We start from the raw sequence: 24,866 nt of genomic DNA on the forward strand, positions 1-24,866 counted from the left end.
GGAGTCGTCGCCTCCACCCCCGGCTGGGCACCGCCTGAACGGCCGGGACGGTCAGGCGTCGATGCGCGAGCGGTCCAGGGTGGCCGCGGAGCTGGTGATGAACTCCTTGCGGGGCGCCACCTCGTTGCCCATGAGCAGGTCGAAGACCTGCTCCGAGGACTCCAGGTCACCGATGTTGATCCGGCGCAGGGTGCGGTGGCGGGGGTCCATCGTGGTCTCCGCCAGCTGGTCCGCGTCCATCTCGCCGAGGCCCTTGTAGCGCTGGATGGAGTCCTTGAAACGGATCCCCTTGCGCTGGTACTCCAGAAGCGTCTGCCGCAGCTCGCTGTCCGAGTAGGTGTAGACGTACTTCTCCTGGCCCTTCTTCGGCTGGATCAGCTCGATCCGGTGCAGCGGCGGCACGGCCGCGAACACCCGGCCGGCCTCCACCATCGGGCGCATGTAGCGCTGGAAGAGCGTGAGCAGCAGACAGCGGATGTGCGCACCGTCGACATCGGCGTCGACCAGCAGCACGATCTTGCCGTAGCGGGCGGCGTCAATGTCGAACGTCCGGCCCGAGCCCGCCCCTATGACCTGGATGATCGCTCCGCACTCGGCGTTCTTGAGCATGTCGGAGACGGACGACTTCTGGACGTTGAGGATCTTGCCCCGGATCGGCAGAAGTGCCTGGAACTCGCTGTTGCGGGCGAGCTTGGCGGTGCCGAGCGCCGAGTCGCCCTCGACGATGAAGAGCTCGCTGCGCTCCACGTCGTCACTGCGGCAGTCGGCGAGCTTGGCGGGCAGCGACGAGGACTCCAGGGCCGTCTTCCTGCGCTGCGCCTCCTTGTGCTGCCGGGCCGCGATGCGCGTACGGGCGGCCGCCACGGCCTTTTCGAGCACCGCTCGGGCCTGGGCCTTGGCGTCCCGCTTGGTGGACGTCAGGAACGCCTTGAGCTCCTTGGCCACCACGTTGGCGACGATCCTGTTGGCCGCCGACGTGCCCAGGACCTCCTTGGTCTGGCCCTCGAACTGCGGCTCGGCGAGACGGACGGTGACGACCGCGGTCAGGCCCTCCAGGGCGTCGTCCTTGACGATGTCGTCCTCGGCGACACGCAGCAGCTTGGCGGAGCGCAGCACCTCGTTCATCGTCTTGGTCACGGACCGTTCGAAGCCGGTGACGTGCGTGCCGCCCTTGGGCGTGGCGATGATGTTGACGAACGACTTGAGCGTGGTGTCGTAGCCGGTGCCCCAGCGCAGGGCGATGTCGACGCCGAGCTCGCGGGTGACCTCTGTGGGGGTCATGTGACCGCGGTCGTCGAGGACCGGGACGGTCTCCTTGAACGTGCCGTGGCCGGTGAGCCGCTGTACGTCGCAGACGGCCTTGTCCTGGGCCAGGTACTCGCAGAACTCGCTGATGCCTCCGTCGAAACGGAAGGTCTCCACGTTCTTGCCGTCGCCGCCCTCGTCGGACAGACCACGCTCGTCGTGGACGACGATGGTCAGGCCCGGCACGAGGAAGGCGGTCTGGCGCGCGCGCTGGTGCAGGGTGTCCAGGGAGAGCTTGGCGTCCTTGAGGAAGATCTGGCGGTCGGCCCAGTAGCGCACCCTCGTGCCGGTCCGGCCCTTGGGCACCCGCTTGCCCTTGCGGAGCCCGTTCGCCGGGTCGAAGGGGGCGTCCGGTCCCGACTCGGTGAAGATGCCGGGGACACCCCGCCGGAAACTGATCATGTGCGTCGCGCTGCCGCGGTCCACTTCCACGTCCAGGCGGGCGGACAGCGCGTTCACAACGGAGGCGCCGACGCCGTGCAGACCGCCGGAGGCCGCGTAGGAGCCGCCGCCGAACTTGCCGCCGGCGTGCAGCTTGGTCATCACCACCTCGATGCCCGAGAGCCCCGTCTTGGGCTCCACGTCCACGGGGATGCCGCGGCCGTTGTCCCTGACCTCGACGGAGCCGTCCTCGTGGAGGATCACCTCGATGTGGTCGCAGTGGCCTCCGAGGGCCTCGTCGACCGAGTTGTCGATGATTTCCCAGAGGCAGTGCATCAGGCCGCGGCTGTCGGTGGACCCGATGTACATGCCAGGGCGTTTACGGACGGCCTCGAGCCCCTCCAGAACGAGCAGGTGCCGCGCGGTGTAGTTGGAGCCGTCACGCTCTGCAGTCAGCAGCGCTGTGGAAGGCACGGACGTTTCGGCGGTCACGCGGTTCGCTCCTCGCTGAATTTCAGATGTGGCCAAGTGGGGTAGAGGCCGGGCGTCGGTCGCCGGTCAGAGCGTACCGAGGCCTGGTAGAGCCGATGTAGCGCCACCCACCTGATGCCTCATGCTAGTCCAGTGTCGTATGCATGTTCGATCCCTCGATTGGGTGACGTGCACATCACGTTCCCTTCGAGGCATGAACCATTTAGGCTCCGGGCACGTCCTCATGAACAACCGGCAACCCAGCCGGGAGGGCCAAACGAGACAAGCAACGCGAAATCCGTAGAGCGAAGCAATACGGCTCATTCGCCGCCAACCGGCAGCAGACAGCCACCTCGGGAAGAAGTTTCGAGGAAAAGCCACGAGCGGGAACGTTTTCGGCCTGGTTGGATGTTGACCCTGGTACGACAGCTCGTCGAGCTAGAGAAGAGGCGACGTGACTACTGTTCTGACCCCCGCGAGCCCGCTGACGGCCGCTGACCGCTGCGACCGCTGCGGCGCCCAGGCTTATCTGCGCGTCGTACTGATCAGCGGTGGTGAACTGCTCTTCTGCGCCCACCACGGGCGCAAGTTCGAGCCGGAACTCAAGAAGATCGCCGCGGAAATACAGGATGAGACGGACCGCCTGACGGCCGTGCCGGCCGACGCCGGTGAAGAGGATCACTGACACCTCACATCCCGACGAGCCAAGGGCCGGTTCCGGATCGGCCGACGGGCGGCCTCCCCTGAACACCAGGGGAAGCCGCCCGCTCTCGTTCGGTCACCGCCCCGGCGGTGCCCTCTGCCCAGCCGGTCAGTCCGCCTTGGCCAGCGGCGGGTCCAAGGCGGAGACCCTCGTGTAGACCCCCGGCCCGTCAGGCAGCCCACAGCCGCTCCCCCAGGACACCAGGCCGATCAGTCGGCCCTTGGCGATCAGCGGGCCTCCACTGTCCCCCTGACAGGCGTCGTGACCGCCCCGGGGGTCGCCGGCGCACAACATGGTGGCCTTCAGATACCTGCTGCCCTGCCCGCCGGGATACGCCTTCGCGCATGTCTCGTCGGGCAACACCGATACCGGCGCCGCCCGTAGCGACGGCGAGTAGCTGCCGTCACCCTTCGTATCGCCCCAGCCGTAGACCGTGGCGGCGGTCCCCACCTCGATCGCGGCGTCCTTTGCTTCCGCCACCGGCAGCACATGGATCTTGGGCAGCGCCTTGGACAGGGTCAGCAGTGCCATGTCGGGACTGTTGGCGACGGGGTCGTAGTCGGGTGCGATCCAGGTGGCCCGCACAGGGACCTCCTGGCCTCCCTCACCGGCCAGTTCCGAGCGGCCGACGATGACCCTGAGGTCGGTCACGGCGGCGGGCTCCTTGCCCAGGACGGCGGTGCTCAGGCAGTGGGCAGCCGTCATCACCTTGGTCGGCGCGACGACCACACCGCCGCAGAACTGTCCTCCGCGCGTTGGGCCGAACCGGTCAACGCTGGACAGGGCGACGACCCAAGGGCTGTCCTCGGCACGCACCTCGTATCCGCCGATGACCACGCTGTCCGCGGCGGCGGGAAGAGACATCGCCAGTGGTGGCCCGACCACTGCTGCGATCAGGGCCAGCACCCTGGCCGGGCCTCGGGCGGTAGGGCGACGCATACGGCCTCCTGACTCTGCGTGAATCCAGTCAACTCAGAGTCGACCAGCCTGCCACCGTACGCACCCGCTCCACTGGACGAAGGGCCCGACCTGCAGGGTGAAGAGCCGGCCCCACATGGCGAAGGGCCCGACTCCCTCGGGGGAGCCGGGCCCTTCGAACGCCGTGCGCCTGGGTGCTGCCCGGACTCTGCCGGGCGGCGGGCGACCTAGTCGAGGTAGTCGCGCAGCACCTGCGAACGCGAGGGGTGACGAAGCTTCGACATGGTCTTGGACTCGATCTGACGAATACGCTCACGCGTCACGCCGTAGACCTTGCCGATCTCGTCCAGCGTCTTCGGCTGCCCGTCCGTGAGACCGAAGCGCATCGACACGACGCCCGCCTCACGCTCGGACAGGGTGTCGAGCACCGAGTGGAGCTGCTCCTGCAGCAGCGTGAAGCTCACCGCATCGGCCGGGACGACCGCCTCGGAGTCCTCGATGAGGTCACCGAACTCGCTGTCGCCGTCCTCGCCGAGCGGGGTGTGCAGCGAGATCGGCTCGCGGCCGTACTTCTGGACCTCGATGACCTTCTCGGGGGTCATGTCGAGCTCCTTGGCCAGCTCCTCCGGGGTGGGCTCACGGCCCAGGTCCTGGAGCATCTGGCGCTGGACGCGCGCGAGCTTGTTGATGACCTCGACCATGTGCACCGGGATACGGATGGTGCGGGCCTGGTCGGCCATGGCACGGGTAATCGCCTGACGGATCCACCAGGTGGCGTACGTGGAGAACTTGTAGCCCTTGGTGTAGTCGAACTTCTCGACCGCGCGGATCAGACCGAGGTTGCCCTCCTGGATCAGGTCCAGGAAGAGCATGCCGCGACCGGTGTAGCGCTTGGCCAGCGAGACGACCAGTCGGAGGTTGGCCTCGAGCAGGTGGTTCTTGGCGCGGCGGCCGTCCTCGGCGATGATCTCCAGCTCGCGCTTGAGCTTCGGCGCCAGCTTGTCCGAGTTCGCCAGCTTGTCCTCGGCGAAGAGGCCGGCCTCGATGCGCTTGGCGAGCTCGACCTCCTGCTCGGCGTTGAGCAGCGGGACCTTGCCGATCTGCTTCAGGTAGTCCTTGACCGGGTCGGCGGTGGCACCCGCGACGGCGACCTGCTGCGCGGGAGCGTCGTCCTCGTCGTCGTCGGAGAGAACGAAGCCCTTGTTCTCGCCTTCGGTCTCCTCTTCGTCGCCCTTGCCGCCCGGCTGGACCTCGTCGAGCAGCTCTTCGCCCTCGACGGCCTCGTCGGAGTCCTTCTTGGCGGTGGTCTTCTTGGCCGCCGTCTTCTTGGCGGTGGTCTTCTTGGCCGCCGTCTTCTTGGCGGTGGTCTTCTTCGCGGCCGCCTTCTTGGGGGCGGTCTCGGAGGACTCGTCGGCCGGGACCTCGACGGTCTCGGCCGTCGGGGCCGCGGTGGCGGCGACGGTCTTGGCCGTGGCGGTCTTGGCCGCGACGGTCTTGGTGGCGGTGCGCTTTGCCGGGCTCTTCGCTGCGACGCTCTTGCGGGCGCGCTTCGGCGACTCCGCTGCACTGACCATCAGCGTCACACCCTCTTCCTCGAGGATCTGGTTGAGGCTGCGCAGAACATTCTTCCACTGGGTTGGCGGAATCTGGTCAGCCTCGAAGGCCCGACGCACGTCATCGCCGGCGATCTGCCCATCAGCCTTTCCCCGCTCGATGAGCGCCATCACAGACTCGGACTCGGCGATCTCCGGCGGGAGCGTACGGGATGTGCTGGCCGACACGAACAACCTCTCGGAACGATGGAAACGGCTTCCGGCCCCACCCATGATCGGGCCGGAGCCGACGACCACCGGGTTGCGGATGTACCGGTGGCGCGGGCGGAACCCAGGAGCTCTCACAGCGCCCTTTGCGGCGGCTGTATTCCCTCCTCGGCTGTCACCTCTTAGGTCATCGCGCTGTTTCGAGGAGCGTTACGCCCAATCCACGTGGCCCGAGTCACACCCCAAATGCCATGAATCAGTCATACAGGCGGTTTCCCCCACAACATGTCGCCGAATCCCGTCGGAATCCGGCGACATGCGACCGTAACGCCTGCGCACTCCCCGACCGCCGCCGCGGTCAGTGCTCACGCGGCGCGGGAACCACTCGCTCCACTTCCGGGTGAACCGTGAGCAGCTGCCGCATGGCGGATTCCGCGGCGTGAGCGTCCCCGGAGGCGAGGGCGTCGGCGATGCGGGCGTGGTGCGCCAGGGAGGCCTCGGTGGGGCGGTCACAGCCCGTGGCCGGACCGCCGGAGACCTGGAGGGCCGCCGAGACGATCCCCGACAGATGCTCCAGCATGCGGTTGCCGGCGAGCTGGATGAGCAGGGAGTGGAATTCGGCGTCGGCTCGCGAAAAGGTGAGCCCGTCACCCTGGGCGAGGGCGTGGCCCATGATCTCGACCATGTCGCCGAGACGCTGCTGGACGTCCTCGCGCCCGTGCCCGGCAGCGAGCCGGGCGGCGAGCGGCTCGATCGTCCAGCGCAGCTCGCTCAGCTCGCGGCGCTGGTCCTCCCGCTGCGGGCCGAAGGCGCGCCATTCGATGATGTCGGGGTCGAGCAGATTCCAGTCACTGACGGGCCGGACGCGGGTTCCGACGTTGGGCCGGGCACTGACCAGGCCCTTGGCCTCGAGAACGCGCAGCGACTCGCGGACGACGGTGCGGGAGACCTCGAAGCGCTGGCCGATCTCCTCGGGGACGAGCGGGCGATCTGCGCCCAAGTCGCCGGAGACGATCATCTGGCCGAGCTGCTGGACGAGTTGACCGTGCAGGCCGCGGCCCCGACTGCCTGTCGCGCGGCGGCCGACCCGGCCCAACTCGCCGTCGGAGCCGTCCCACGAGGGGGGGCCGACGCGGTCGGAGACGGGCGGCTCCGCGAAGCCGTATCGATCGAGTTCGCCCGGGCCGGCGAGACCGGACTCGGTGGGGCGGGCGGAGGTCATCATGGTGTGCGCAAGGGTACTCACGCATCCTTTGTCGGCCTGGCTTCCGAGCCCCTTGAGGTCTTTGGTGAAAAGCACACGAAAGGGTGATCGGCACCCGCCCCACAATTGACGCCTTATCGGAAGGAATCAGGCATTCCCCAAGAGGTGGTGGGCAGTTCGAGTTCAGTTGAACCGCCGCGATCACCGACAGCGCCGACGAGGGGCACGTATGGACACATACGCGCAGATCACAGCCGTCGACGGCAACGCCGTTGCCGCACCGAGAGGTTGGGCAGGCAGTCGCCGGGGGCCCGCGGGAGAATGATCCGCTTGTCCGGGCAGCGCCAACCCGGGTTGCCTCAGCAGCCTGCCGGGGGCCCGCCACCGAACGGGCTGTCGTACGACAAGCACCCCTGTACGAGCACGCCATCCTCACCGGCACCGCGGGCGCAGCAGGCATGCGAGAGGGACCCCGGTGGCCCGGCGGATCCACCCTGGCACGGCAAGTGGGACACAGGGCGGCCCAACCGATCGCGGTGGCAGGCCAGTTCTCAGCGGCCGCACCCAAGTCCCGGCTGGACACGAGAGGCAGGGCATGGACATCAACGGCCGCGGTGGCGGCGTCGAGCCAGTTCATCGCCCCGGAATGCGGGCCCATCGGTCGCGGCACTCAGCGTCCACTGCGGGCCGGCGGGCGGCGGGCGACCCGGGGGGCCGCCACGTCGCCGAGGAGGGTGCCGAGCAGGATCGTCGACGGCGGACAGGCGCTCCCCGCGGCAGGTGCGGGTGAGTCCGACGGCCTGGAGCATCGCTTCTCTCGCCTCTCTCGCAGAAGGGTGAGACCGCTCAGCGACAGCAGGGGTACCGCAGTACGATAACGCGACATTTCAGACTTTTTATGCATAGCTCGCAGTCCCGGGTGTCAGCCCGGCCCGCTCGACGCGCCCACGGTCGTTCCGCTCCGCGTTCCAAATCCGTCGTACGGCGCGGAACAGCAGCCCCGCGCCCGCTGCTCGATCAGACCTCGGGGCGCAGCATCGGCGGGTTCAGCACCGTGGCGCCGCCGGCCCTGAAGAGCTGGGCAGGGCGCCCGCCCTGACGGGTCGTCGTCCCGCCTGCCGGCACCAGGAAGCCAGGAGTGCCGGTTACCTTGCGGTGGAAGTTACGAGGGTCGAGAGCGACACCCCACACCGCCTCGTACACGCGCCGCAGCTCCCCCACCGTGAACTCCGGCGGGCAGAATGCGGTGGCCAGCGACGAGTACTCGATCTTGGAACGGGCGCGCTCCACTCCGTCGGCCAGGATCAGCGCGTGATCGAAGGCGAGCGGTGCCTGCTGCTCGTCTTCGCGCGGGAACGCGCCGCCCTGGGCGAGGAGCTCCTCGACGGGAGCCCAGCGGGCGCTGTTGGCGTCGCCGCCCGCACGGGGCGCCGGAAGGTCGGGCGCGAGCACGAGGTGCGCCACGCTCACCACCCGCATCCGGGGGTCGCGCTTGGGGTCGCCGTACGTGGCGAGCTGCTCCAGGTGAGCGCCGTTCCCGGGCGCCGGTGACGCGGGGTCGTGCGCGCACAGCCCCGTCTCCTCCGCGAGCTCGCGCGCCGCTGCCGCCGCCAGGTCCTCGTCGCCCCTGACGAAGCCTCCGGGCAGCGCCCACCGCCCCTGGAACGGTGGCTCACCGCGCCGCACGACGAGCGCACAGAGCGCATGCCGACGCACGGTGAGCACGACCAGGTCGACAGTGACGGCGAAGGGCGGGAAGGCCGACGGGTCGTAGGGCGACATGCCGCGATCATAGTCGTCTGCCTGACGATAAACACACCCGTCGCCACCTGCGACATCGGATTCCTCGATCGGCTGCGACGGCCCGCCGCCGTCGGTTCACACCCCCAACTGCAGCCCCTCGGCCGCCTGCTCGACCACCCCGAGACCCAGTCGGCCGATCCGCACCGCGAACGGTCCGCCCGCCACGGAGAGCCCCGAGAGACGGAGCGCGCCCAGCGGAGCACACCGCAATGGACGCAGGGCTACCGTCCGTGCCGGCGCATCGGGCCGGACGCCGGCGAGCGCGACGAGCAGCTGGATGCCCGCAGCGGCCGCCAGGGCGGCCGGCCTGCAGGCCGCCGGATGCGGCACCGGGACGCTGCCGGCCGTGCGCTGATGCCCCGCGAACATCTCCGGCAGCCGGTGTCCGAAGGCCGTCGAGGCGTCGACGAGTCCACGGAGCAGGGAGGAGGCTTCTTTCTCGTGTCCCGCGGCGGCGAGGCCCGTCACGGCGACGACCGTCTCGTGGACCCGTACGACTCCCGAGCGGTGGCCGAACGGATTGTGTCCCGGCTCGTTGCTGCCCAGACTGCGCAGTCCCCAGCCGCAGTCCAGCGCGGGCCCGCCCAACAGTCTGGCCAGCTGCTCCGTCTGTGCCTTGTCCAGCAGTCCGGGTGCCATGCGTCCTCCGCCGGTCAGTCCCGTGTCGAGCAGATGAGCCGCGGCGCTCCCCAGCGGGAGCACCGGCCGGCCGTCGGGCCCTCTGCCGGCAGCCGGACGTCCACCGGTCAGGTCGTCGATCCAGAGGTCGTCTCGGAAGCGCCGCCTCATGCCCCCCGCCCAGGCGCGCCACTCGTCGGCGCCCGGCCGGCCTGCAGCTTCGAGAAGGTCGGCGCCGAGCAGTGCGGCCCTGTGGGCATGGGCCTGGGTCTCTGTCCGCAGAAACCTCGAGCCGGGCGCCGGCAGCAGTCCGTCGTCACCGGCTGTCCGCCGCAGCCAGTGGAGACAGCGCTCCGCCGTGGGCAGCAGCTCGGCCAGGTCCCGCTCAGACAGACCCCAGCGCCATGCCTCTGCCAAAACCACGGGAAAGGCGAGGGTCGCCTCCGTGCCCGCGCAACTCGGGGGAAGATGGGGGCCCGCATCTCGGGAGGGGCCGGGCAGACGGCCGAACTCCTCTCCACTGCCGGTGTGTTGCGTGCGGGCGAGGATGCGAAGGGTGGATGCGGCGAGCCGGGTGGAGACCGGGAGCGCCATGCGCACGGCCCACAGAGCCTCGGCCGGTACCTGCCCGCAACGCCAGGGCACTCCGGCGGCAGGGATCGCGTCCCCCGGATACGCCGGGTCCCTGCACAGCAGGCCCCGGAGGTCGCCAAGACTGGTCTCGAGCAGAGCCGCCGACCGGTCGTCGTCGCCTTCCGCCCGGGCGTCCGGCAGGAAACCGCGGGATCCCCGGCCGACGGATCGCACCAGACGGTCGGAGCGGTCGCCGCGCTCGGAGCACACCCGGAGCTCGAGGGTGACCGCAGCACCCGGTGCCAGCTCCAGCTCCCACCGGAGCAGCCCCGCGGAGGCAAGAGTGTCGTGCGGCGGCGGCTGCGCCGTGATGATCGTCTGGGCACTGCCTCCGCCGTGACCGGCCGACCATCGCATGCCGTTCTCATGGACGTGCGCCGGCAGTTCGGGTCCCGGGCGGCCTGCCGCGACGGCCGCGAGATCTGCGAGATCGGTGCCGAGGGCGATCTCCACCGGGAGCCTGAGGTGTCTGACAGCGGAGCTGCGCAGCGTGATCCGTTCCGTTCCCTCGGCGTCGCGCGAACGCTCCACGGCGACCTCGGGATCGGGGCCGGCTCCGGACGGAGCGCGCACCACGGACGCGAATGATGCGAGTCCGGTCGACACGGATCTGCCCTGGACCGCCATCGGTTCCCGTCCGGCGATCCGCAGCCGGCAACGAGCCAGCAGCCGTCGTCCCGACCGGTAGACGCCCTCCAGTCCGCTGCCCGTGAGCTGCCCGTCCTCCGGCGAGATCGCCAGGCTGGGCAGAGCGACGCAGACGATCGCGCGGTGCATGGGCGGAAGACCGGGCAACGACGCGGACGCGGGCGGCATCGGCCCCCTCCGGGTCTGAGACCGCCTGTCGTCCGAGGCGGTGTGACGGCGAGATGCGCTGATGGCCATGAGTGGTCTGCTGTGCCTTCCGTGCACTCCGGACAGCCGTTGTGGGAACGACGGCACGGGTCGTACGACTCCGCCACGACCTTGAACGCTGTCGAAGCTGCCCTGGTCACGGCCTTCATCGTCCGCTCCTGGTGCCACGCTGCCCGCTGCGCCGTCGGGCGCGTGTCCGGGCCCGGGCGGCCGCTGTGCCGTTGCGGGGCCGGACAGGGGCACCGCTGCCGCGGGTCCGGGTGGAGGTCGTGCCCGGCTCGGCGGCGGACGTGTCGGCGGGACCGCTTCGGCGGCGCCGCGTCCGGGTCCGGGCACCGTCGGAGCAGGCCGGCGGCTCCTCAGGCCGGTCGTCCCGCTGCTTGCGCAGGCAGCGGCGCACGGTCTCCGGGTCCAGGCCCTCGTTGCACGCCTGGTGCAGGAGACGTGCGAAGACGTACTCGGGGTCGGCCCGCAGCGCAAGCCCCAGGGCTACGCGCGCCCCCGGCTCGTCGCCCATGGACCAGGAGACCCATCCGGCGAGGGTGAGGGGCGCGGCGGCGTGCTCCGCGTACGGGCCGACGCATCGGCGTGACAGGGCGCGCCAGAGCCTCAGCGCCGGTGCGGCTTCAGGTCCCTCCATCCATTGCGCCGCGCGGTCCCTGGTCTCCCGGTCCTGCAGGCCGAGGATCACCGCTGCGGCTTCCTCGTCCGCGACGAGCTTGTCGTCGGCTGCGTCGGGCCCGAGATCCTGGTCCCTGTGAGGTGTTCGTGCCAGACGGTCCAGCAGGCGGCCGGCCAGCGTCACGGTCTCTTCGGCGACTTCCAGCCGTCCCTGCACGTCGAGAATTCTGGGGGTCAGCGCGGCGCCCGCCTCATCGAGGGCCTTGATCTGATCCTCTGCGGCCGGGGCCGGTTTCGGTGCGTACCGCCCCTCCATCTCCCGGAGGCTTCCGCGGACCCGGATACCCGCATAGGCGGCGGCGGCGGCCATCACGGAGGTGCCCGACAGGGCGAGCGGCGTCCCGTCGGGCGGGCAGCAGCGCGTATCGGGACAGCAGTAGCTCCAGAAGCGACCGTTCGAGATGCACAGCGCCTCGTAGACGGGGACGTCGAGTGCGCCGCAGGCCGTGCGCAGTCGCTGTGCGAGCGGGCGCAGGCGCTCCATCACCCGCAGGCCCGTCTCGCCCTCGGCGGGATCCTGACAGAGAAAGACCACGATGCCGTCGGGACGTGGTCCGCGGCGCTCGCTGCCCTGGATCAGACACTCCGCGAGCTGCGAGGCGACGGGCGACCATTCGCGGGGCGAGCGGGGGATACCGAGCCGCAGCCGGCCGCCGAAGCGTCCGTTGCTGCCGTGCAGGGCGACGAGCACGATCGAATCAGTCGGATGGAATCCCAGCATGTACGGCAGCGCGTCGGCCAGTTCGGCGGGTCCGCGGAGCGTGATCTGCTGGTCGGTGCCGGGGCCGGTGAGGTCGTGGTGCTTGTTCATGCGACGACGGTCCCGCGACGGCAAGGACTCCGCGACCCCCTGTGGATAAGTTGTCCACAGGCTCGTGGGCTCGTTCGCGCTTTGTCGGTGCCATCGGGTTGCATGGTGGCATGACCAACGCAGACCGCGCGGAGCTCAGGGCTTCCGCCGATTCCGTACTGGCCCGGCTCGTCTCCGACACGTCGGGCCGGGCCCGGCTCCGCGAGGACCAGTGGCGGGCCATCGAGGCGCTTGTCGCGGACAAGCGCCGGGCGCTGGTCGTGCAGCGGACGGGATGGGGCAAGTCCGCGGTGTACTTCGTCGCCACGTCCCTGCTGCGGGCGCGCGGCAGCGGCCCCACCGTGATCGTCTCTCCCCTTCTCGCGCTGATGCGCAACCAGGTGGAGGCGGCTGCCCGCGCGGGCATTCGCGCGCGCACGATCAATTCCTCCAACACGGAGGAGTGGGAGACGATCCAGGCCGAGGTCGCGTCGGGTGAGGTGGACGTGCTGTTGGTGAGCCCGGAGCGGCTCAACAACCCTGACTTCCGCGACGAGGTGCTGCCCCGCCTGGCGGCGGCGACCGGGCTGCTGGTGGTGGACGAGGCCCACTGCATCTCCGACTGGGGCCATGACTTCCGCCCGGACTACCGCAGGTTGCGCACGATGCTCGCCGACCTGCCGGAGGGCGTCCCCGTCCTCGCCACCACCGCCACCGCCAATGCGCGGGTCACCGCCGACGTGGCCGACCAGCTGGGCACCGGGGCGGGTACGGACGCTCTCGTGCTGCGCGGGCCGCTGGACCGGGAGAGCCTCAGCCTCGGAGTGCTGCAGCTTCCGGATGCCGCCACCCGTCTCGCCTGGCTCGCCGACCATCTGGGAGAGCTCCCCGGCTCCGGCATCATCTACACGCTGACGGTCGCCGCGGCCGAGGAGGTCACCGCGTATCTGCGCCAGTGCGGGCACGCCGTGATCTCGTACACCGGCCGCACGGAGAACGCGGACAGGCAGCAGGCCGAGGAGGACCTGCTCGCCAACCGCGTCAAGGCGCTGGTGGCGACGTCCGCGCTGGGCATGGGTTTCGACAAGCCGGATCTCGGGTTCGTCGTGCACCTCGGCTCGCCCTCGTCCCCCATCGCCTACTACCAGCAGGTGGGCCGTGCGGGTCGCGGTGTGGAGCATGCGGAGGTCCTGCTGCTGCCCGGGAAGGAGGACGAGGCGATCTGGCAGTACTTCGCCTCGGTCGCGTTCCCTCCCGAGGAGCTCGTGCGACGGACCCTGGACGTGCTGGCGCAGGCGGACAGGCCGCTGTCCCTGCCGGCCCTGGAGCCTTTGGTGGAGCTGCGGCGCACGCGGCTCGAGACCATGCTCAAGGTGCTCGACGTGGATGGCGCGGTCCGACGGGTGAAGGGCGGCTGGACGACCACGGGACAATCCTGGTCGTACGACTCAGACCGGTACGCCTGGGTTGCCCGCCAGCGTGCGTCCGAGCAGCAGGCAATGCGCGAGTATGCGCGCTCGACCGAGTGCCGCATGGAGTTCCTGCGGCGCCAGTTGGACGACGAGGAGGCGGCCCGATGCGGTCGCTGCGACAACTGCGCCGGGGCACGGTTCAGCGACAAGGTGTCCGCCGCGGCTCTGGACGCCGCTCGCGGGGAGCTGGGCAGGCCGGGCGTCGACGTCGACCCCCGCAAGATGTGGCCGACCGGGCTGCCCGCTGTCGGCGTCAGCCTCAAGGGCCGTATCCCGGAAGGTGAGCTGGCCTTCACGGGGCGGGCGCTGGGGCGGCTTTCGGACATCGGATGGGGCAATCGGCTCCGTCCGCTGCTCGCTCCGCAGGCGGCCGACGGCCCGGTGCCCGACGACATGGCGGGTGCCGTGGTGACGGTGCTCGCCGACTGGGCCAAGGGGCCTGGCGGGTGGGCGTCCGGCGCCGTGGACGCACCGCCGCGGCCCGCGGGCGTGGTCACGGTCGCCTCCCGCAGTCGGCCCCGCCTGATCGGCTCCCTCGGCAGCCGCATCGCGGAGGTCGGCCGGATGCCTCTGCTCGGTTCCGTCGAGTACGTGCCCGAGGCGCTGGACGCCCGGATCTCCCGTACGAACAGCGCCCAGCGGGTGCGGGCACTGCATGAGACGCTCGTGGTGCCGCCTCACCTTGTGGAGGCCCTGGCCGCAGCAGGCGGACCTGTACTGCTTGTCGACGACTACTCGGACAGTGGCTGGACTCTGGCCGTGGCGTCACGGCTGCTGCGCAGGGCGGGTGCGGAGGGCGTGTTTCCGCTGGTCCTTGCCGTCCAGTCCTGACCCGGAGGGGTCGGGCGGGACGAGCCGGGGAAGGGATATGAGCGTCATACCCGCCGATTCCCGCCGGTGACGCCGAATTGCTCGTTGCCGCATCCCCATGCGGCAGGAAGAATTGGACTGCTCCCCGCACGGCCCGTCTTCGGTGTCGAGGGCCATGCCGTGGCGCGCCCTCACCCGACCCTGCCCGCATTGTGGGCGCGTATGCGAAGGGAGGACCGTGACCTTCGGATTCGCTTCGTCCGCAGCCACTTCGATCACCGCATCGGCCAACTCCGCCAACCGCCTTGCCCGGTTGCTCGAGCCGGCCGAGTGGGCAGCGGCCGGAATCCCGCTGCTGCGCAACCCGCGCGAAGTGGTCAGTGGACTGCATGCCCGCCATCGACCCGCACTGGCGACGGCTGTTGTCGCCGTGCTCGACCACGAGGAACGACTCACGGCCAGCGCGTCGTTCTCCCGGCGCTCCGCCGCTGTGGACGGCTGGGAGTTCCGTAACGCACTGCTCGCGCATCTGCGCCGTGTGATCCCGCACGACCTCCGGCTGCGTGCGCCGGTGCGCACCGCCGTGCTGCTCTACTGCCGTGACGGCGACGAGCGGTGGACGGAGGAGGACGGGGCGTGGATGTGGGGGCTCAGGGACGCCTGCACCCTGCACGGGCTGCGCTGCGGCGCGTACATCACGCTGACGCGTGGCGGTTGGCAGGTGCTGGGCGAGGGCCGCGGCGGCCGTCAGCCCAACTCCACGTCGGCGCCAGGCCGTTTGGGTGACACCGGCGCCGACGCGGACCCGATGCCCCTGCGCACGGCCGGGGGCGCCGTGGACGCGCTCCGTCGAACGGCGGCTCGCTGAAGGTCATCCGCCGGCTGCCCGCGGACCGGGCAGCCGGGTCGCGACCGGACCCTGGGGTCCGTACACGTCGTGCCGGTCAGACGACCGCGCCGAGCGCGGTGTTGATCTCCTGGGGGTCACCGCACACGATGAGGAGCGCCGCAGCCTTCTCCAGGGCGGCAGGCAGCGCGCGGGTGGCGGTGCCGTCCGGGCCACCGTTCAGCGCGACGACCACCACGGGGCGCTTCGCGGCGCGACCTGCCGAGGCGGCGCCCGCGTAGAAGACGTCGTCGCGGGCGTCGTGCTGTGCCCAGTAGGCGTTTTCACCGAAGGACAGTTCGTGCGCGGCCCACGGGTGCTGGTCACCGGTGGTGAGCACCAGGACGTCGCCCGGGGCTCGGCCGGAGTCGAGCAGCAGGTCGACCGCCTCGTCGGCGGCATCCAGCGCACCGCTCACGGGAGCGGGGATCAGCTGGATCTGCGGCGCGGAACGGTTCTCCGGACGGGCCGGCTGCGGCTTCGCGGCGGCACCGGACGTGCGCTGCGCGGGCGGTGCGGGCCTGACCGGGCCGGGACCCGGGCTTCCGGGACGCGGGGAGGCCGCGGACCGCGGACCGGGTACGGGACGGGGGGTCGGCGCGGTGCGGCCTGCGGCCGGAGTGACGCGGGGACCCTGGGCGCTCTCGTGAATCTGAGGCTCCTCGGGAATGAGAGGCATGAGTGGATGTCTATCAAATGCCGGTGCGGAAGGCATCGGCGGGTGGGCACAAAAGTGCGACCGGACCGTGGGCAGGGCGAGTTCAGAAGTCGAAGCCGAGCTGGCCCCCGCTTTCCAGTTCGGCCGCCACCGGCGAGACGCGGACCTTTTTGAGGTGCCGCCACCGGGGCAGCGAGTCGAGATACGCCCACGAGAGCCGGTGGTACGGAGTAGGCCCCAGCTCCCGCAGGGCTGCCTTGTGCACGGGTGAGGGATAGCCGGCGTTCTCGGCGAAGCCGAAGACGGTGAAGTCCTCCGGCAGTTGCGCCATCATCGCGTCCCTGCGCACCTTGGCGATCACCGAGGCCGCGGCCACGGCCACGCAGGACTGGTCGCCCTTGATGACCGTACGCACCTGCCAGGGCACTCCCAGGTAGTCGTGCTTGCCGTCGAGGATGATGGCGTCCGGACGCACCGGAAGGCCGTCCAGCGCCCGTACCGCAGCGAGCCGAAGCGCCGCCGTCATACCCAGGTCGTCGATCTCCTCGGGGGAGGCGTGGCCGAGCGCATGGGCCGTGACCCAGCCCTCGAGCAGTCCCGCCAGCTCCTCACGGCGCCTGGGGGTGATCAGCTTGGAATCGGTCAGGCCCACGGGCGGCCTGCGAAGTCCGGTGATCGCCGCGCACACGGTCACCGGCCCAGCCCACGCGCCGCGGCCGACTTCGTCGATGCCGGCGACGATCCTGGCGCCTGTGGTGGCTCTGATCGAGCGCTCGACTGTGTGGGTGGGTGGTTCGTAGGGCATGGCGCCAGCAAGGGTACGCCGCGCAGGGCTCCGGGTGACAACCGGATCCGTGTCACGGTCCGCCCGGCGCCTGCCGGGAACCGTACGGCCGGAGCAGCGGGACCATGACCCGGTCGATCATCTCCGCGATGTCCTTGTCGGGCCATTCGCTTCCGCACACCTTCGAGCGATACATCAGCAGGCCGGGGACCACATCGAGGACGAGCTCGCACACGGCGTCCGCCCGCACGTCTCCACGCTGGACACCGCGGTGCACCACCTCTCGGAAGAGCTGAGTGGACGGCTCGACGACCCGGTCGACGATCACACCGTGGAACCGTTCGGCGGTGGCGGCGTCGCATTCGTAAAGCACCGATCGAAGCGCCACCCCACTGCGGGAGAACATCGCGTCGCGCACCCGCCGGCACAGCTGGAAGAGGTCCTCCCGGACGCACCCGTGATCGACGGCCTCGTCCAGCGTCGGCAGCCCGGCCTCGAGCGCGTCGGCGACCAGATCCTCCTTGGAAGGCCAGCGCCGATAGACGGCCGCCTTCCCCGTCTGCGCCCCGGCGGCGACACCTTCCATGGTGAGCCCGCTCCAGCCGACCGTACTCAACTGCTCCAGGGCGGCGTCAAGGATCGCGCGCTCCAGCACGGGCCCTCGGCGGCGCAGCGGGACCGGTGGAGCCTGCTCGGTACCGGTCCAGCGCGAAGTGGCCATCGTCATATCTCCGTTGGGGACGGGAAGCTCAGTGAACGCTTGCGTTCACTGAGGGGGACTCTCTACGGTTGACGAAAAAGTGAACGCCTACGTTCACTAACTCGGCGGTGGGGGACTCATAGTGACAACCTCTCAGTTAACAGCACCCGTCCGGCCCGGTGCGGCCCGCAGGCAGGGACGCCCCGGCATCGCGCTCGCCGTGATCGCCGCTCTGCAGCTCATGGTGGTCCTCGACACCACGATTGTGAATATCGCGCTCCCGCACATCCAGGGAGCACTCGAGTTCACCACCACCCAGCTCTCCTGGGTGGTCAACGCCTACACACTCACCTTCGGCGGGCTGCTGCTGCTGGGCGGCAGGGCCGGTGACATCCTCGGGCGCCGCCGGGTGTTCGTCTTCGGGGTTCTGCTCTTCACCTTCGCCTCATTGCTGTGCGGGGTCGCCCAGGAGCCGTGGCAGATGCTCGCGGCCCGCGCACTTCAGGGCGTGGGTGGGGCGATCGCCTCGCCCACGGCGTTGGCCCTGATCACCACGACCTTCCGCGAGGGACCGGAGCGCAACCGCGCCTTCGGAATCTTCGCGGCCGTGTCCGCCAGCGGCGCGGCGATCGGGCTACTCGCCGGCGGCATGCTCACCGAGTGGCTGGACTGGCGCTGGGTGTTCTATGTCAACCTGCCCATCGGCCTCCTCATCGCCGCTCTCGCGCCCGTGTTCATCAACGAGTCCGAACGTAATCCGGGCCGGTTCGACGTGGCGGGCGCCCTCACCTCGACCGTGGGTATGGCGTCCCTGGTCTACGGATTCATCCGGGCCTCCGAGGACGGTTGGAGCGACGCGCTCACCCTCGGGGCATTCGCCGCGGCACTCGTCCTGCTCACCGCGTTCGTACTGACCGAACGCAAGGCGCGCGATCCGATCACACCGCTGCGGATGTTCGCCGACCGGAACCGGTCCGGCACATATCTGATCATGATGAGCCTCGCGGCGGCGATGTTCGGCATGTTCTTCTTCATCGTCCTGTTCGTGCAGAACGTGCTGGACTACAGCCCCATCGCCTCCGGCCTCGCCTTCCTCCCTGTCACGGTCATGATCGTCGCCGCGGCAGGACTCTCGTCGAAGCTGTTGCCGGTGCTCGGCCCCAAGCCGTTCCTCGCCGCGGGTGCGGTGCTCACGGGCAGCGGCATGGCCTGGCTGACCGCGATCTCGCCGGACAGCTCATACGTGGGCGGCGTGCTGGGCCCGATGCTGCTCTTCGGTTTCGGCATGGGGCTGGTGTTCGTGACGGCGACGCTGACCGCGGTGTCGGGCGTGGCGCAGCACGAGTCGGGTGCGGCGTCGAGCCTGCTCAACGCCACGCAGATGGTCGGCGGTTCCCTGGGCCTGTCGATCCTGATGACCCTCTTCGGAACGGCGAGCCGCAACGAGGCGGAGCGGCAACTCCCGTCGTTCCTCGCCGAATCGACCCCTGCGCAGCAGGAGGCCTTCGCCAAGACCCACGAGCTGCCTCCGCCCTGGGGACACCAGGTTCTCGCCGAAGGCATCGCCACCGCATTCTGGGCCGGGGTGGGCCTGGTCACGCTCGCTGTGCTGACCGCTCTCTTCGTGGTCCGGGTGCGCAAGAGTGATCTGGAGGCACTCAGCGGTACTGCGGGTCCCGGCGGTCACGCCGCCTGAGCCGAGGGGTACAGGCCGTGACCGGGGGCCGGCCTGTACCCGCTCCTCCCCCTCCGTCGCAGTCTGCCGCCCGCCTGACCGCCGAGGCCGGAGCACGCTCCCGCTGCGTTCCGCCCGCCGGAGGCCGGTGCAGCCCCTGCCGCGCCCGCCGAAGCCGGCCGAGCCGCAGTCAGCCGAGCCGGTCGGATCCCGGCAGCCAGTCCGGCAGTTCCTCGGTCCGCTCCAGCCAGTGGGCCGGCGGCTGCCCGGCCTTGCCCGCGGCGACCACTCCACAGGCGATGGCACACGTCGTATCGACGTCACCGCCGACCTGCGCGGTCGTCCAGAAGGTCTGCTCGAAGTCCCCGAGCGAGCGTGCCGCGGACCACAGCGCGAACGGCACCGTGTCATGGGCGCTGGTGCGCCGTCCGCTGCCCAGTACCGCCGCGACCGTACCGGCGTCGTTGTAGTCGAGCATGTCGCGTGCCCTGCGCAGACCTGCCCCCACCGCACTGCGCGGCACCAGGGCGATCACGCCGTCCAGCAGGTCCTCCGGCCCGGGCGGGCCGGCGGGGTTCGCCACCAGTGCCGCCGCCGCAGCCACGGCCATCGAGCCGACCACGGCCTCCCGGTGCTGATGGGTCGGATACGAGGAGATCTCGGCCTGGTGCGTGGCCTGCTCCGGGTCGTCCGCGTACCAGGCGCCGAGGGGCGCGATCCGCATGGCGGAGCCGTTGCCCCAGGAACCCTGGCCCTTGAACAGCTGAGCTGCCAGCTCCCGCCAGTCGCCCCCCTCCCGGATGAGACGGAGCAGCCGGTTGACGGCGGGACCGTAGCCGCGGTCGAAGTCGTGGTGTTCGGCGAAGGACCGGGCGAGGGCGTCCTGGTCCACACGGTGGTGCTCGACGAGCACAGCCAGGACCGAACAGGCCATTTCGGTGTCGTCCGTCCACTGCCACAGGGACGGCGGCAGCTCGCGCCGCTTCAGCAGCGGATAGTTGGAGGGAACGAAGAACTGGGAGCCAAGGGCGTCTCCCACGGACAGGCCGCGCAGGCTGTCCAGAGCGCGTGCGAAGCGCCGGGCGCGAGAGGAATCAGCGGTCATCTTCCTGCCACTCTATCCGGTGATGCCGTACGGCTCCGGAGTCCGCCACTGCTCGAAGGGCCGGTCCAGGGTGTACCGCCCGTCGTCGCCGAGCTGCAGTATGCGGGTCTCGCCGTTGCCCGGGTTGGAGAGCGACTCGAACTCGGCGACGGACCAGTGAAACCAGCGCATGCAGAACAACCGCATGGTCAGCCCGTGCGTGACCAGGAGCACGTTCGGCGGGTGATCCGGCGCGACGAAGCTCCGGTGCAGGCTCTCCAGAAACGCCCCGACCCGGTCGTACACATCGGCACCCGACTCTCCCTGGGCGAAGCGGTAGAAGAAGTGGCCGTACGCGTCGCGGTACGCCTTCTGCAGACGTACGTCCTCCCGGTCCTGCCAGTTTCCCCAGTCCTGCTCCCTGAGCCTCGGCTCCTCCCTGATCCGCACGAGCTCCGAGTCCAGACCGAAGGCTTGGAACGTCTGGTGGGTGCGGCGATAGGGCGAGACGTACACGCTCACACGCTCGTGTCCGAACAGCTCCCGCAGCCGCTCACCGGTCTTCGTCGCCTGAGCCAGACCGACCGCGGTCAGCGGGAGCGCATGGTCGGGCTCGCGTTCGTACACCGTGTCGTCGGCGTTGCCCACCGACTCTCCGTGCCGGACGAGGACGATGCGTCGCGGTCGTGGCATACCTCGACCCTAGAGGGAGCTCTGATCAGTCGAGCAGCCGGCCCGAGTCCATCCGGCGCACGCGGCCGTCGAAGCGCCGTCGCAGCAAGCGGTCGTGGGAGACCACCACCAGCGCGCCGGTCCAGCGGGACAGGGCTTCCTCCAGCTCCTCCACCAGGCCGAGCGCCAGATGGTTGGCGGGCTCGTCGAGCAGCAGCAGGTCCGCCGGCCGGGCCAGCAAGCGGGCCAGCGCCAGCCGTCGGCGCTGACCGGCGGAGAGAGATCCCACGGCGATGTGAAGGTCCCTCTCCCGGAAGAGCCCGTAGGACAGGAGCAGTTCCGCGCATTCCTCATCGGTGAGCGCGAGTCCCCGGCCGAAGGCCGGGAGCACCGGCTCCGCCGGCCGGTTCACCGGGATCTCCTGTGCCAGGAAACCGATCCTGCCTTTGCGCGTCACGGATCCGGCGTCCGGCTCGACCAGCCCCGCCATCACCCGCAGAAGAGTCGACTTCCCCGCGCCGTTGCCGCCGTGGATCAGCAGCTTCTCACCGGCTTCGACGGAAAGATCGGCGACCTCGAGCCTGTCCCCCACCCGTACGCCGGACAGAGTGACCAGCTCACCTGCCGCCGCCCCCGACACCGGTCCCGCTGTGAACCGCAGCGGCTCCGGAGGCTTTGCGACCGGCTCCTCGCGGAGCCTGCGCAGCCGCTCCTGCGCATTGCGGATCCGCCCCGACACCGAGGCCTGGACCCTGCCGCCGGCCCGGTCGTACGCCATCTTGTTGTTGTCCTTGATGGCGCGGCCCACAGCAACGCCATGGGCAGTGGTCGCGGCGAATTCCTCGAGGCGCGCCGTCTCCTCGCACCACTCCGCGTACGCCTGCTCCCAGCGGCGGCGAGCGGCCGCCTGCTCCGTGCGGAATCCTTCGTAGCCGCCGCCGTAGCGCGCGACGGTGCGGCGATCGGCGTCCACCTCGATGACTGCCGTGGTGACCCGCTCGAGGAAGGTGCGGTCGTGCGAGACGGCGACCACCGTGCCGGAGTGGTGGAGCAGCGCGCTCTCCAGCCAGTCCAGCGCTGCCTCGTCCAGGTGGTTTGTCGGCTCGTCGAGCAGCATCACCTCGGGTGCTGCGGCTACCAGACAGGCGATACCGAGCCTGGCCTGCTCACCCCCGGAAAGACTGCCCAGCGTGCGCTCGCGGTCGATGTGGGCGATGCCCAGCCCGTGCAGCGCCTTGTCGATCCGTGCGTCCGCCTCGTATCCGCCACGGAGCTCGAAGACGGTGAGCAGATCTCCGTACTCCTCGAGATCACCGTCCTCCGGCGAACCGAGTCGCGCCTCGAGCTCGCGCAGCCCCGCCTCCATCGAGCGCAGCTCCGCGAGGGCGTCGTCGATGGCGTCGCCGACGGTGCTGCCGGGCGGAAGCTGCGGGGTCTGGGCCAAGTGGCCCGCCCCGTGCTCCGCGACGGTGATCACCTCACCCTCGTCCGGCCTGTCGATGCCGGCCAGGAGGCGCAGCAGCGTGGACTTTCCGGCGCCGTTCTCCCCGACGATGCCGACCCGCTCCCCGGGGCGCACGGTGAGCGACGCACCGTCGAGCAGCAGGCGGTCGCCACGGGACAGGGTCACGCCGCGCATGGAGATCTGAGTGGGCAAGTACACCTCCGAGACGAGCTAACGCAACAGTTGTCGCGTTACGCAGAGTGTGACACACTCGAACCCCCTAACGCAACAGGAGTAGCAATTGAGCGGCAGATCCTCAGCCCCGGGCACGCTCCGCCCCGGCGGCCGCACAGCCCGCACTCGAGCCGCCGTCCGCGACGCCGTCCTCACGGGCCTGGGCGAGTACGGCTATCCCGGCCTCACCGTCGAATACGTCGCGGAGCATTCCGGCGTGCACAAGACGACCCTCTACCGGCGCTGGGGCGGTATCGAGGGGCTCGTCGCCGACGCGCTCGACCTGGCGGGCGAGGACGACTGGACCCCGCCCGACACGGGAACGCTCGAAGGCGACCTGCGGGCGCTGGCACGCGAGGCGGCCCAGTCGTTCGCCGATCCCGCACGGGCTGCCGCGCCCACCGCGATCATCGCCGCGGCCTTCCAGTCGCCGCGCGCGGCCGACGCTCTCCACGCCTTCTACTCGGAGCGGTTCCTTCGCTGCGAGGCCATCGTGCGCCGCGCCGTCGCCCGCGGAGAGGCGCAGCCGGGGACCGACGCCGGCGCGGTGGTACGGGCCGTCTCGGCCCCCATGTACTTCAGGTTGTTCATCACCCGCGAGCCGATCGACGAGACGCTCGCGGACCAGGCGGCCGATGCCGCTCTCGCTGCCGTGCGGGCGGGCGCCTTCGACGCCGCTCCCGGCGGCTGATCACACCGTCCAGGAAGGTTCGAGCTCCACGACGTCCCCGGCCAGCGCCGCGACATCGGCCTCCGTCTGCGCACGCAGCAGCAGGCGCTCGACGCGCTCGGTGCGGTACTTCCCGTGCTCCGCCGCCGACCGCCACATGGACATCACCAGGAACTCGTTGCCGGGGGCCTGCCCGAACACACCGCGCACCATTCCCGGCGAGCCGGCCATGGCCGGGTTCCACACCTTCTCCTGCATCAGGGCGTAGTGCTCGACCCGATCCTCACGGACCCGGCAGTGCGCCACCCTGAGCACGTCGGCGTCCGTGAAGCGCGGTTCGAACCCCGTCTTGACGTCAAAGCGGTAGTCGAACAGCTTGGCCTGGACGTCCTTGTACGTGCCCGACTGCCCGGCCGCGAGCCGGTCGTGGGAGCGCGCCATGAACGAGTCGTAGAAGGCGCGGGTCTCCCAGAAGCCGAAGATGTGGGCGACGTTCGGCCGTATTCTGCTCCACCCTCCGCCCTGCCCCCGGAACCCCGGCTCACCCAGCAGCCCCGCCCATTTCCGCTGCCCGCGCTCGAACCCTCGGCGGTCGACCACCGTGCAGCGAATCCACTTGACCAGCACGGCGCCATGGTACGGCGCGGAACGTGGCCCGGGTCACTCTCCGCATGAGTGCATCCGTCCGTGACCCGGTGCGCCCCTCGAAATCGGGCACGGACATCCTCATGCGCGGCGACGAGTCCGGGCTCGGAACACCCGAGGAGGACATGACCGGCGTCGCAGCCCTTTACGGCATCGAAGTGCCTCGCGCACCCGGCGCAGTGAGTTGTTCATCAACCCCCTGATGTCGGTCTGCGTCGTCTTCGAACTCACAGGGATCGCACGGCGCTGTCTCTATCTGGACCGTATCGAGAACACGCACCTGATCCGCTGATCCGCCAGGTCAGCAGCGAGATCGAGGCATTCCGCGACGAGGTGGTGCGCCGGCGGCCGCCTCGCCGCATCCCCCACTGAGCGGATACGGTCAACGCACGCAGGATTTCCGGCAGTTACGGGGAAGGACGAAGCGCGTGAGCAGCCTCAACAAGGGCGTCCGCAAGGCCGAGGTGGCCCTCAGGTGGGACCCGAGCCCGCTGGGCGAGTCGCCCCATGACCTCGACATAGTGGCCGCGACATATCCCACGGAGGCTCCGCACGGCGAACCGGCGTACGTCGTGCACTTCGACAGCCGCTCGCCCGACGGCACGATCACCCTGACCAGGGAGAGCAAGACGGGACAGGGTTTCGGCGCGGACGAAATCATGACGCTGGAGTTCGACCGGCTGGCAGCCGGGTACGGAAGGGTGGTCGTGGGCGTCGTGATCCAGCAGCGCGATGGTCGCACGGTGTTCGGCGACGTCTCGAACGTCTCGGTGCGGGTCCTGGAGGGACATGTGGAGATCGGCAAGACCGACTTCGCCAATGTCTCCGGCGCCACTGCGGCCACGATCGGGGAGTTCGTCCGCGGCGAGTCGGGGGACTGGGTGTTCAGCGAGTCGCTCGTCGGCCATGACGCGGACCCACAGTCGTTCGTCGCGGTGATGGGCGGCCGCGGGCGCTGACACCCGGGCGCCCGGCCGAACCGGTGAGGGCGGAAAGCCTGTCGGCTTTCC

The 24,866-nt window shown here is 70.1% G+C and carries 20 protein-coding genes and 1 pseudogene; 7 read left to right on the forward strand and 14 right to left on the reverse strand.

The features are described from left to right. Positions 1–51: 51 nt before the first annotated feature. On the reverse strand, positions 52–2,178 hold the full coding sequence (locus ABZ070_RS08675) for a DNA topoisomerase IV subunit B (protein ID WP_356631405.1): 2,127 nt from the start codon (positions 2,176–2,178) through the stop codon (positions 52–54). Between the two features lie 433 nt (positions 2,179–2,611). Here ABZ070_RS08675 and ABZ070_RS08680 point away from each other — a divergent pair, with 433 nt between their 5' ends. Continuing rightward, positions 2,612–2,842: a hypothetical protein gene (locus ABZ070_RS08680; protein WP_356631407.1), complete on the forward strand. Its 231-nt coding sequence runs from the start codon at positions 2,612–2,614 to the stop codon at positions 2,840–2,842. 126 nt (positions 2,843–2,968) lie between these two features. On the opposite strand, the gene ABZ070_RS08685 is transcribed toward ABZ070_RS08680, so the two are convergent. From ABZ070_RS08685 to ABZ070_RS08710, 6 genes are all read right to left on the reverse strand, one after another. Next, positions 2,969–3,799: a serine protease gene (locus tag ABZ070_RS08685; protein ID WP_356631409.1), complete on the reverse strand. Its 831-nt coding sequence runs from the start codon at positions 3,797–3,799 to the stop codon at positions 2,969–2,971. 206 nt (positions 3,800–4,005) lie between these two features. Continuing rightward, complete coding sequence (locus ABZ070_RS08690) at positions 4,006–5,559, reverse strand: RNA polymerase sigma factor (RefSeq protein WP_356631411.1); 1,554 nt, start codon at positions 5,557–5,559, stop codon at positions 4,006–4,008. Positions 5,560–5,896: 337 nt separating this feature from the next. After that, entirely contained in the window at positions 5,897–6,784 is an 888-nt protein-coding gene (locus ABZ070_RS08695; protein WP_356631413.1) for a FadR/GntR family transcriptional regulator, read from the reverse strand. Between the two features lie 975 nt (positions 6,785–7,759). After that, the gene (locus tag ABZ070_RS08700; RefSeq protein WP_356631415.1) at positions 7,760–8,524 is read right to left on the reverse strand and encodes an NUDIX domain-containing protein; all 765 of its coding nucleotides are present in this window, start codon (positions 8,522–8,524) and stop codon (positions 7,760–7,762) included. A gap of 96 nt (positions 8,525–8,620) precedes the next feature. Next, positions 8,621–10,573: a glycogen debranching N-terminal domain-containing protein gene (locus ABZ070_RS08705; RefSeq protein ID WP_356631417.1), complete on the reverse strand. Its 1,953-nt coding sequence runs from the start codon at positions 10,571–10,573 to the stop codon at positions 8,621–8,623. Between the two features lie 223 nt (positions 10,574–10,796). Further along, positions 10,797–12,143, reverse strand: a complete 1,347-nt coding sequence (locus ABZ070_RS08710; protein ID WP_356631419.1) for a DUF4192 domain-containing protein — start codon at positions 12,141–12,143, stop codon at positions 10,797–10,799. 110 nt (positions 12,144–12,253) lie between these two features. Here ABZ070_RS08710 and ABZ070_RS08715 point away from each other — a divergent pair, with 110 nt between their 5' ends. Then, positions 12,254–14,425 (forward strand): RecQ family ATP-dependent DNA helicase, encoded by a 2,172-nt coding sequence (locus ABZ070_RS08715; protein ID WP_356631421.1) that lies wholly within the window; start codon positions 12,254–12,256, stop codon positions 14,423–14,425. Positions 14,426–14,642: 217 nt separating this feature from the next. After that, positions 14,643–15,272, forward strand: coding sequence for a hypothetical protein (locus tag ABZ070_RS08720; RefSeq protein ID WP_356631423.1), 630 nt, complete (start codon positions 14,643–14,645; stop codon positions 15,270–15,272). Positions 15,273–15,348: 76 nt separating this feature from the next. Here the strand turns inward: ABZ070_RS08720 and ABZ070_RS08725 are convergent, their stop codons facing one another. The 3 genes from ABZ070_RS08725 to ABZ070_RS08735 all read right to left on the reverse strand — a co-directional run bounded on the left by ABZ070_RS08725 (position 15,349) and on the right by ABZ070_RS08735 (position 17,453). Next, entirely contained in the window at positions 15,349–15,969 is a 621-nt protein-coding gene (locus tag ABZ070_RS08725) for a hypothetical protein (RefSeq protein ID WP_356631425.1), read from the reverse strand. A gap of 82 nt (positions 15,970–16,051) precedes the next feature. Further along, complete coding sequence (locus ABZ070_RS08730) at positions 16,052–16,753, reverse strand: ribonuclease HII (protein ID WP_356631427.1); 702 nt, start codon at positions 16,751–16,753, stop codon at positions 16,052–16,054. A 52-nt stretch (positions 16,754–16,805) separates the two neighbouring features. Continuing rightward, positions 16,806–17,453, reverse strand: coding sequence for a TetR/AcrR family transcriptional regulator (locus tag ABZ070_RS08735; protein WP_356631429.1), 648 nt, complete (start codon positions 17,451–17,453; stop codon positions 16,806–16,808). Positions 17,454–17,574: 121 nt separating this feature from the next. On the opposite strand from ABZ070_RS08735, the gene ABZ070_RS08740 reads away from it, so the two are divergent. Further along, complete coding sequence (locus tag ABZ070_RS08740) at positions 17,575–19,128, forward strand: MFS transporter (RefSeq protein WP_356631431.1); 1,554 nt, start codon at positions 17,575–17,577, stop codon at positions 19,126–19,128. A gap of 169 nt (positions 19,129–19,297) precedes the next feature. Here ABZ070_RS08740 and ABZ070_RS08745 read toward each other — a convergent pair whose 3' ends face one another. The 3 genes from ABZ070_RS08745 to ABZ070_RS08755 are packed head-to-tail and all read right to left on the reverse strand — an operon-like array spanning position 19,298 to position 22,520. Further along, on the reverse strand, positions 19,298–20,212 hold the full coding sequence (locus ABZ070_RS08745) for an ADP-ribosylglycohydrolase family protein (protein ID WP_356631433.1): 915 nt from the start codon (positions 20,210–20,212) through the stop codon (positions 19,298–19,300). A gap of 12 nt (positions 20,213–20,224) precedes the next feature. Next, positions 20,225–20,884 (reverse strand): histidine phosphatase family protein, encoded by a 660-nt coding sequence (locus ABZ070_RS08750; protein ID WP_356631435.1) that lies wholly within the window; start codon positions 20,882–20,884, stop codon positions 20,225–20,227. 25 nt (positions 20,885–20,909) lie between these two features. Then, on the reverse strand, positions 20,910–22,520 hold the full coding sequence (locus ABZ070_RS08755; RefSeq protein WP_356631437.1) for an ABC-F family ATP-binding cassette domain-containing protein: 1,611 nt from the start codon (positions 22,518–22,520) through the stop codon (positions 20,910–20,912). Positions 22,521–22,608: 88 nt separating this feature from the next. Between ABZ070_RS08755 and ABZ070_RS08760 the strand changes: the two genes are divergently transcribed. After that, complete coding sequence (locus ABZ070_RS08760) at positions 22,609–23,232, forward strand: TetR/AcrR family transcriptional regulator C-terminal ligand-binding domain-containing protein (RefSeq protein ID WP_356631439.1); 624 nt, start codon at positions 22,609–22,611, stop codon at positions 23,230–23,232. Here ABZ070_RS08760 and ABZ070_RS08765 read toward each other — a convergent pair whose 3' ends face one another. Beyond that, entirely contained in the window at positions 23,233–23,838 is a 606-nt protein-coding gene (locus ABZ070_RS08765) for a YdbC family protein (RefSeq protein ID WP_356631441.1), read from the reverse strand. A gap of 86 nt (positions 23,839–23,924) precedes the next feature. Here ABZ070_RS08765 and ABZ070_RS08770 point away from each other — a divergent pair. Then, positions 23,925–24,228: pseudogene (locus tag ABZ070_RS08770) on the forward strand (hypothetical protein); the annotation flags it as partial. Between the two features lie 56 nt (positions 24,229–24,284). Beyond that, a complete protein-coding gene (locus ABZ070_RS08775; RefSeq protein ID WP_356631443.1) occupies positions 24,285–24,815 on the forward strand; it encodes a TerD family protein in 531 nt (176 codons plus the stop codon). The last annotated feature ends 51 nt before the right edge of the window (positions 24,816–24,866 follow it).

This window comes from Streptomyces sp. NPDC006283 (genome assembly GCF_040613325.1).
GTDB lineage: Bacteria > Actinomycetota > Actinomycetes > Streptomycetales > Streptomycetaceae > Streptomyces.

Excerpts from the sequence above, each read along its gene's own strand:
- ABZ070_RS08715 (WP_356631421.1), top strand. The coding sequence starts at position 12,254 with ATGACCAACGCAGACCGCGCGGAGCTCAGGGCTTCCGCCGATTCCGTA.
- ABZ070_RS08745 (WP_356631433.1), bottom strand. The coding sequence starts at position 20,212 with ATGACCGCTGATTCCTCTCGCGCCCGGCGCTTCGCACGCGCTCTGGAC.
- ABZ070_RS08700 (WP_356631415.1), bottom strand. The coding sequence starts at position 8,524 with ATGTCGCCCTACGACCCGTCGGCCTTCCCGCCCTTCGCCGTCACTGTC.
- ABZ070_RS08725 (WP_356631425.1), bottom strand. The coding sequence starts at position 15,969 with ATGCCTCTCATTCCCGAGGAGCCTCAGATTCACGAGAGCGCCCAGGGT.
- ABZ070_RS08710 (WP_356631419.1), bottom strand. The coding sequence starts at position 12,143 with ATGAACAAGCACCACGACCTCACCGGCCCCGGCACCGACCAGCAGATC.
- ABZ070_RS08730 (WP_356631427.1), bottom strand. The coding sequence starts at position 16,753 with ATGCCCTACGAACCACCCACCCACACAGTCGAGCGCTCGATCAGAGCC.
- ABZ070_RS08735 (WP_356631429.1), bottom strand. The coding sequence starts at position 17,453 with ATGGCCACTTCGCGCTGGACCGGTACCGAGCAGGCTCCACCGGTCCCG.
- ABZ070_RS08750 (WP_356631435.1), bottom strand. The coding sequence starts at position 20,884 with ATGCCACGACCGCGACGCATCGTCCTCGTCCGGCACGGAGAGTCGGTG.
- ABZ070_RS08705 (WP_356631417.1), bottom strand. The coding sequence starts at position 10,573 with ATGCACCGCGCGATCGTCTGCGTCGCTCTGCCCAGCCTGGCGATCTCG.
- ABZ070_RS08685 (WP_356631409.1), bottom strand. The coding sequence starts at position 3,799 with ATGCGTCGCCCTACCGCCCGAGGCCCGGCCAGGGTGCTGGCCCTGATC.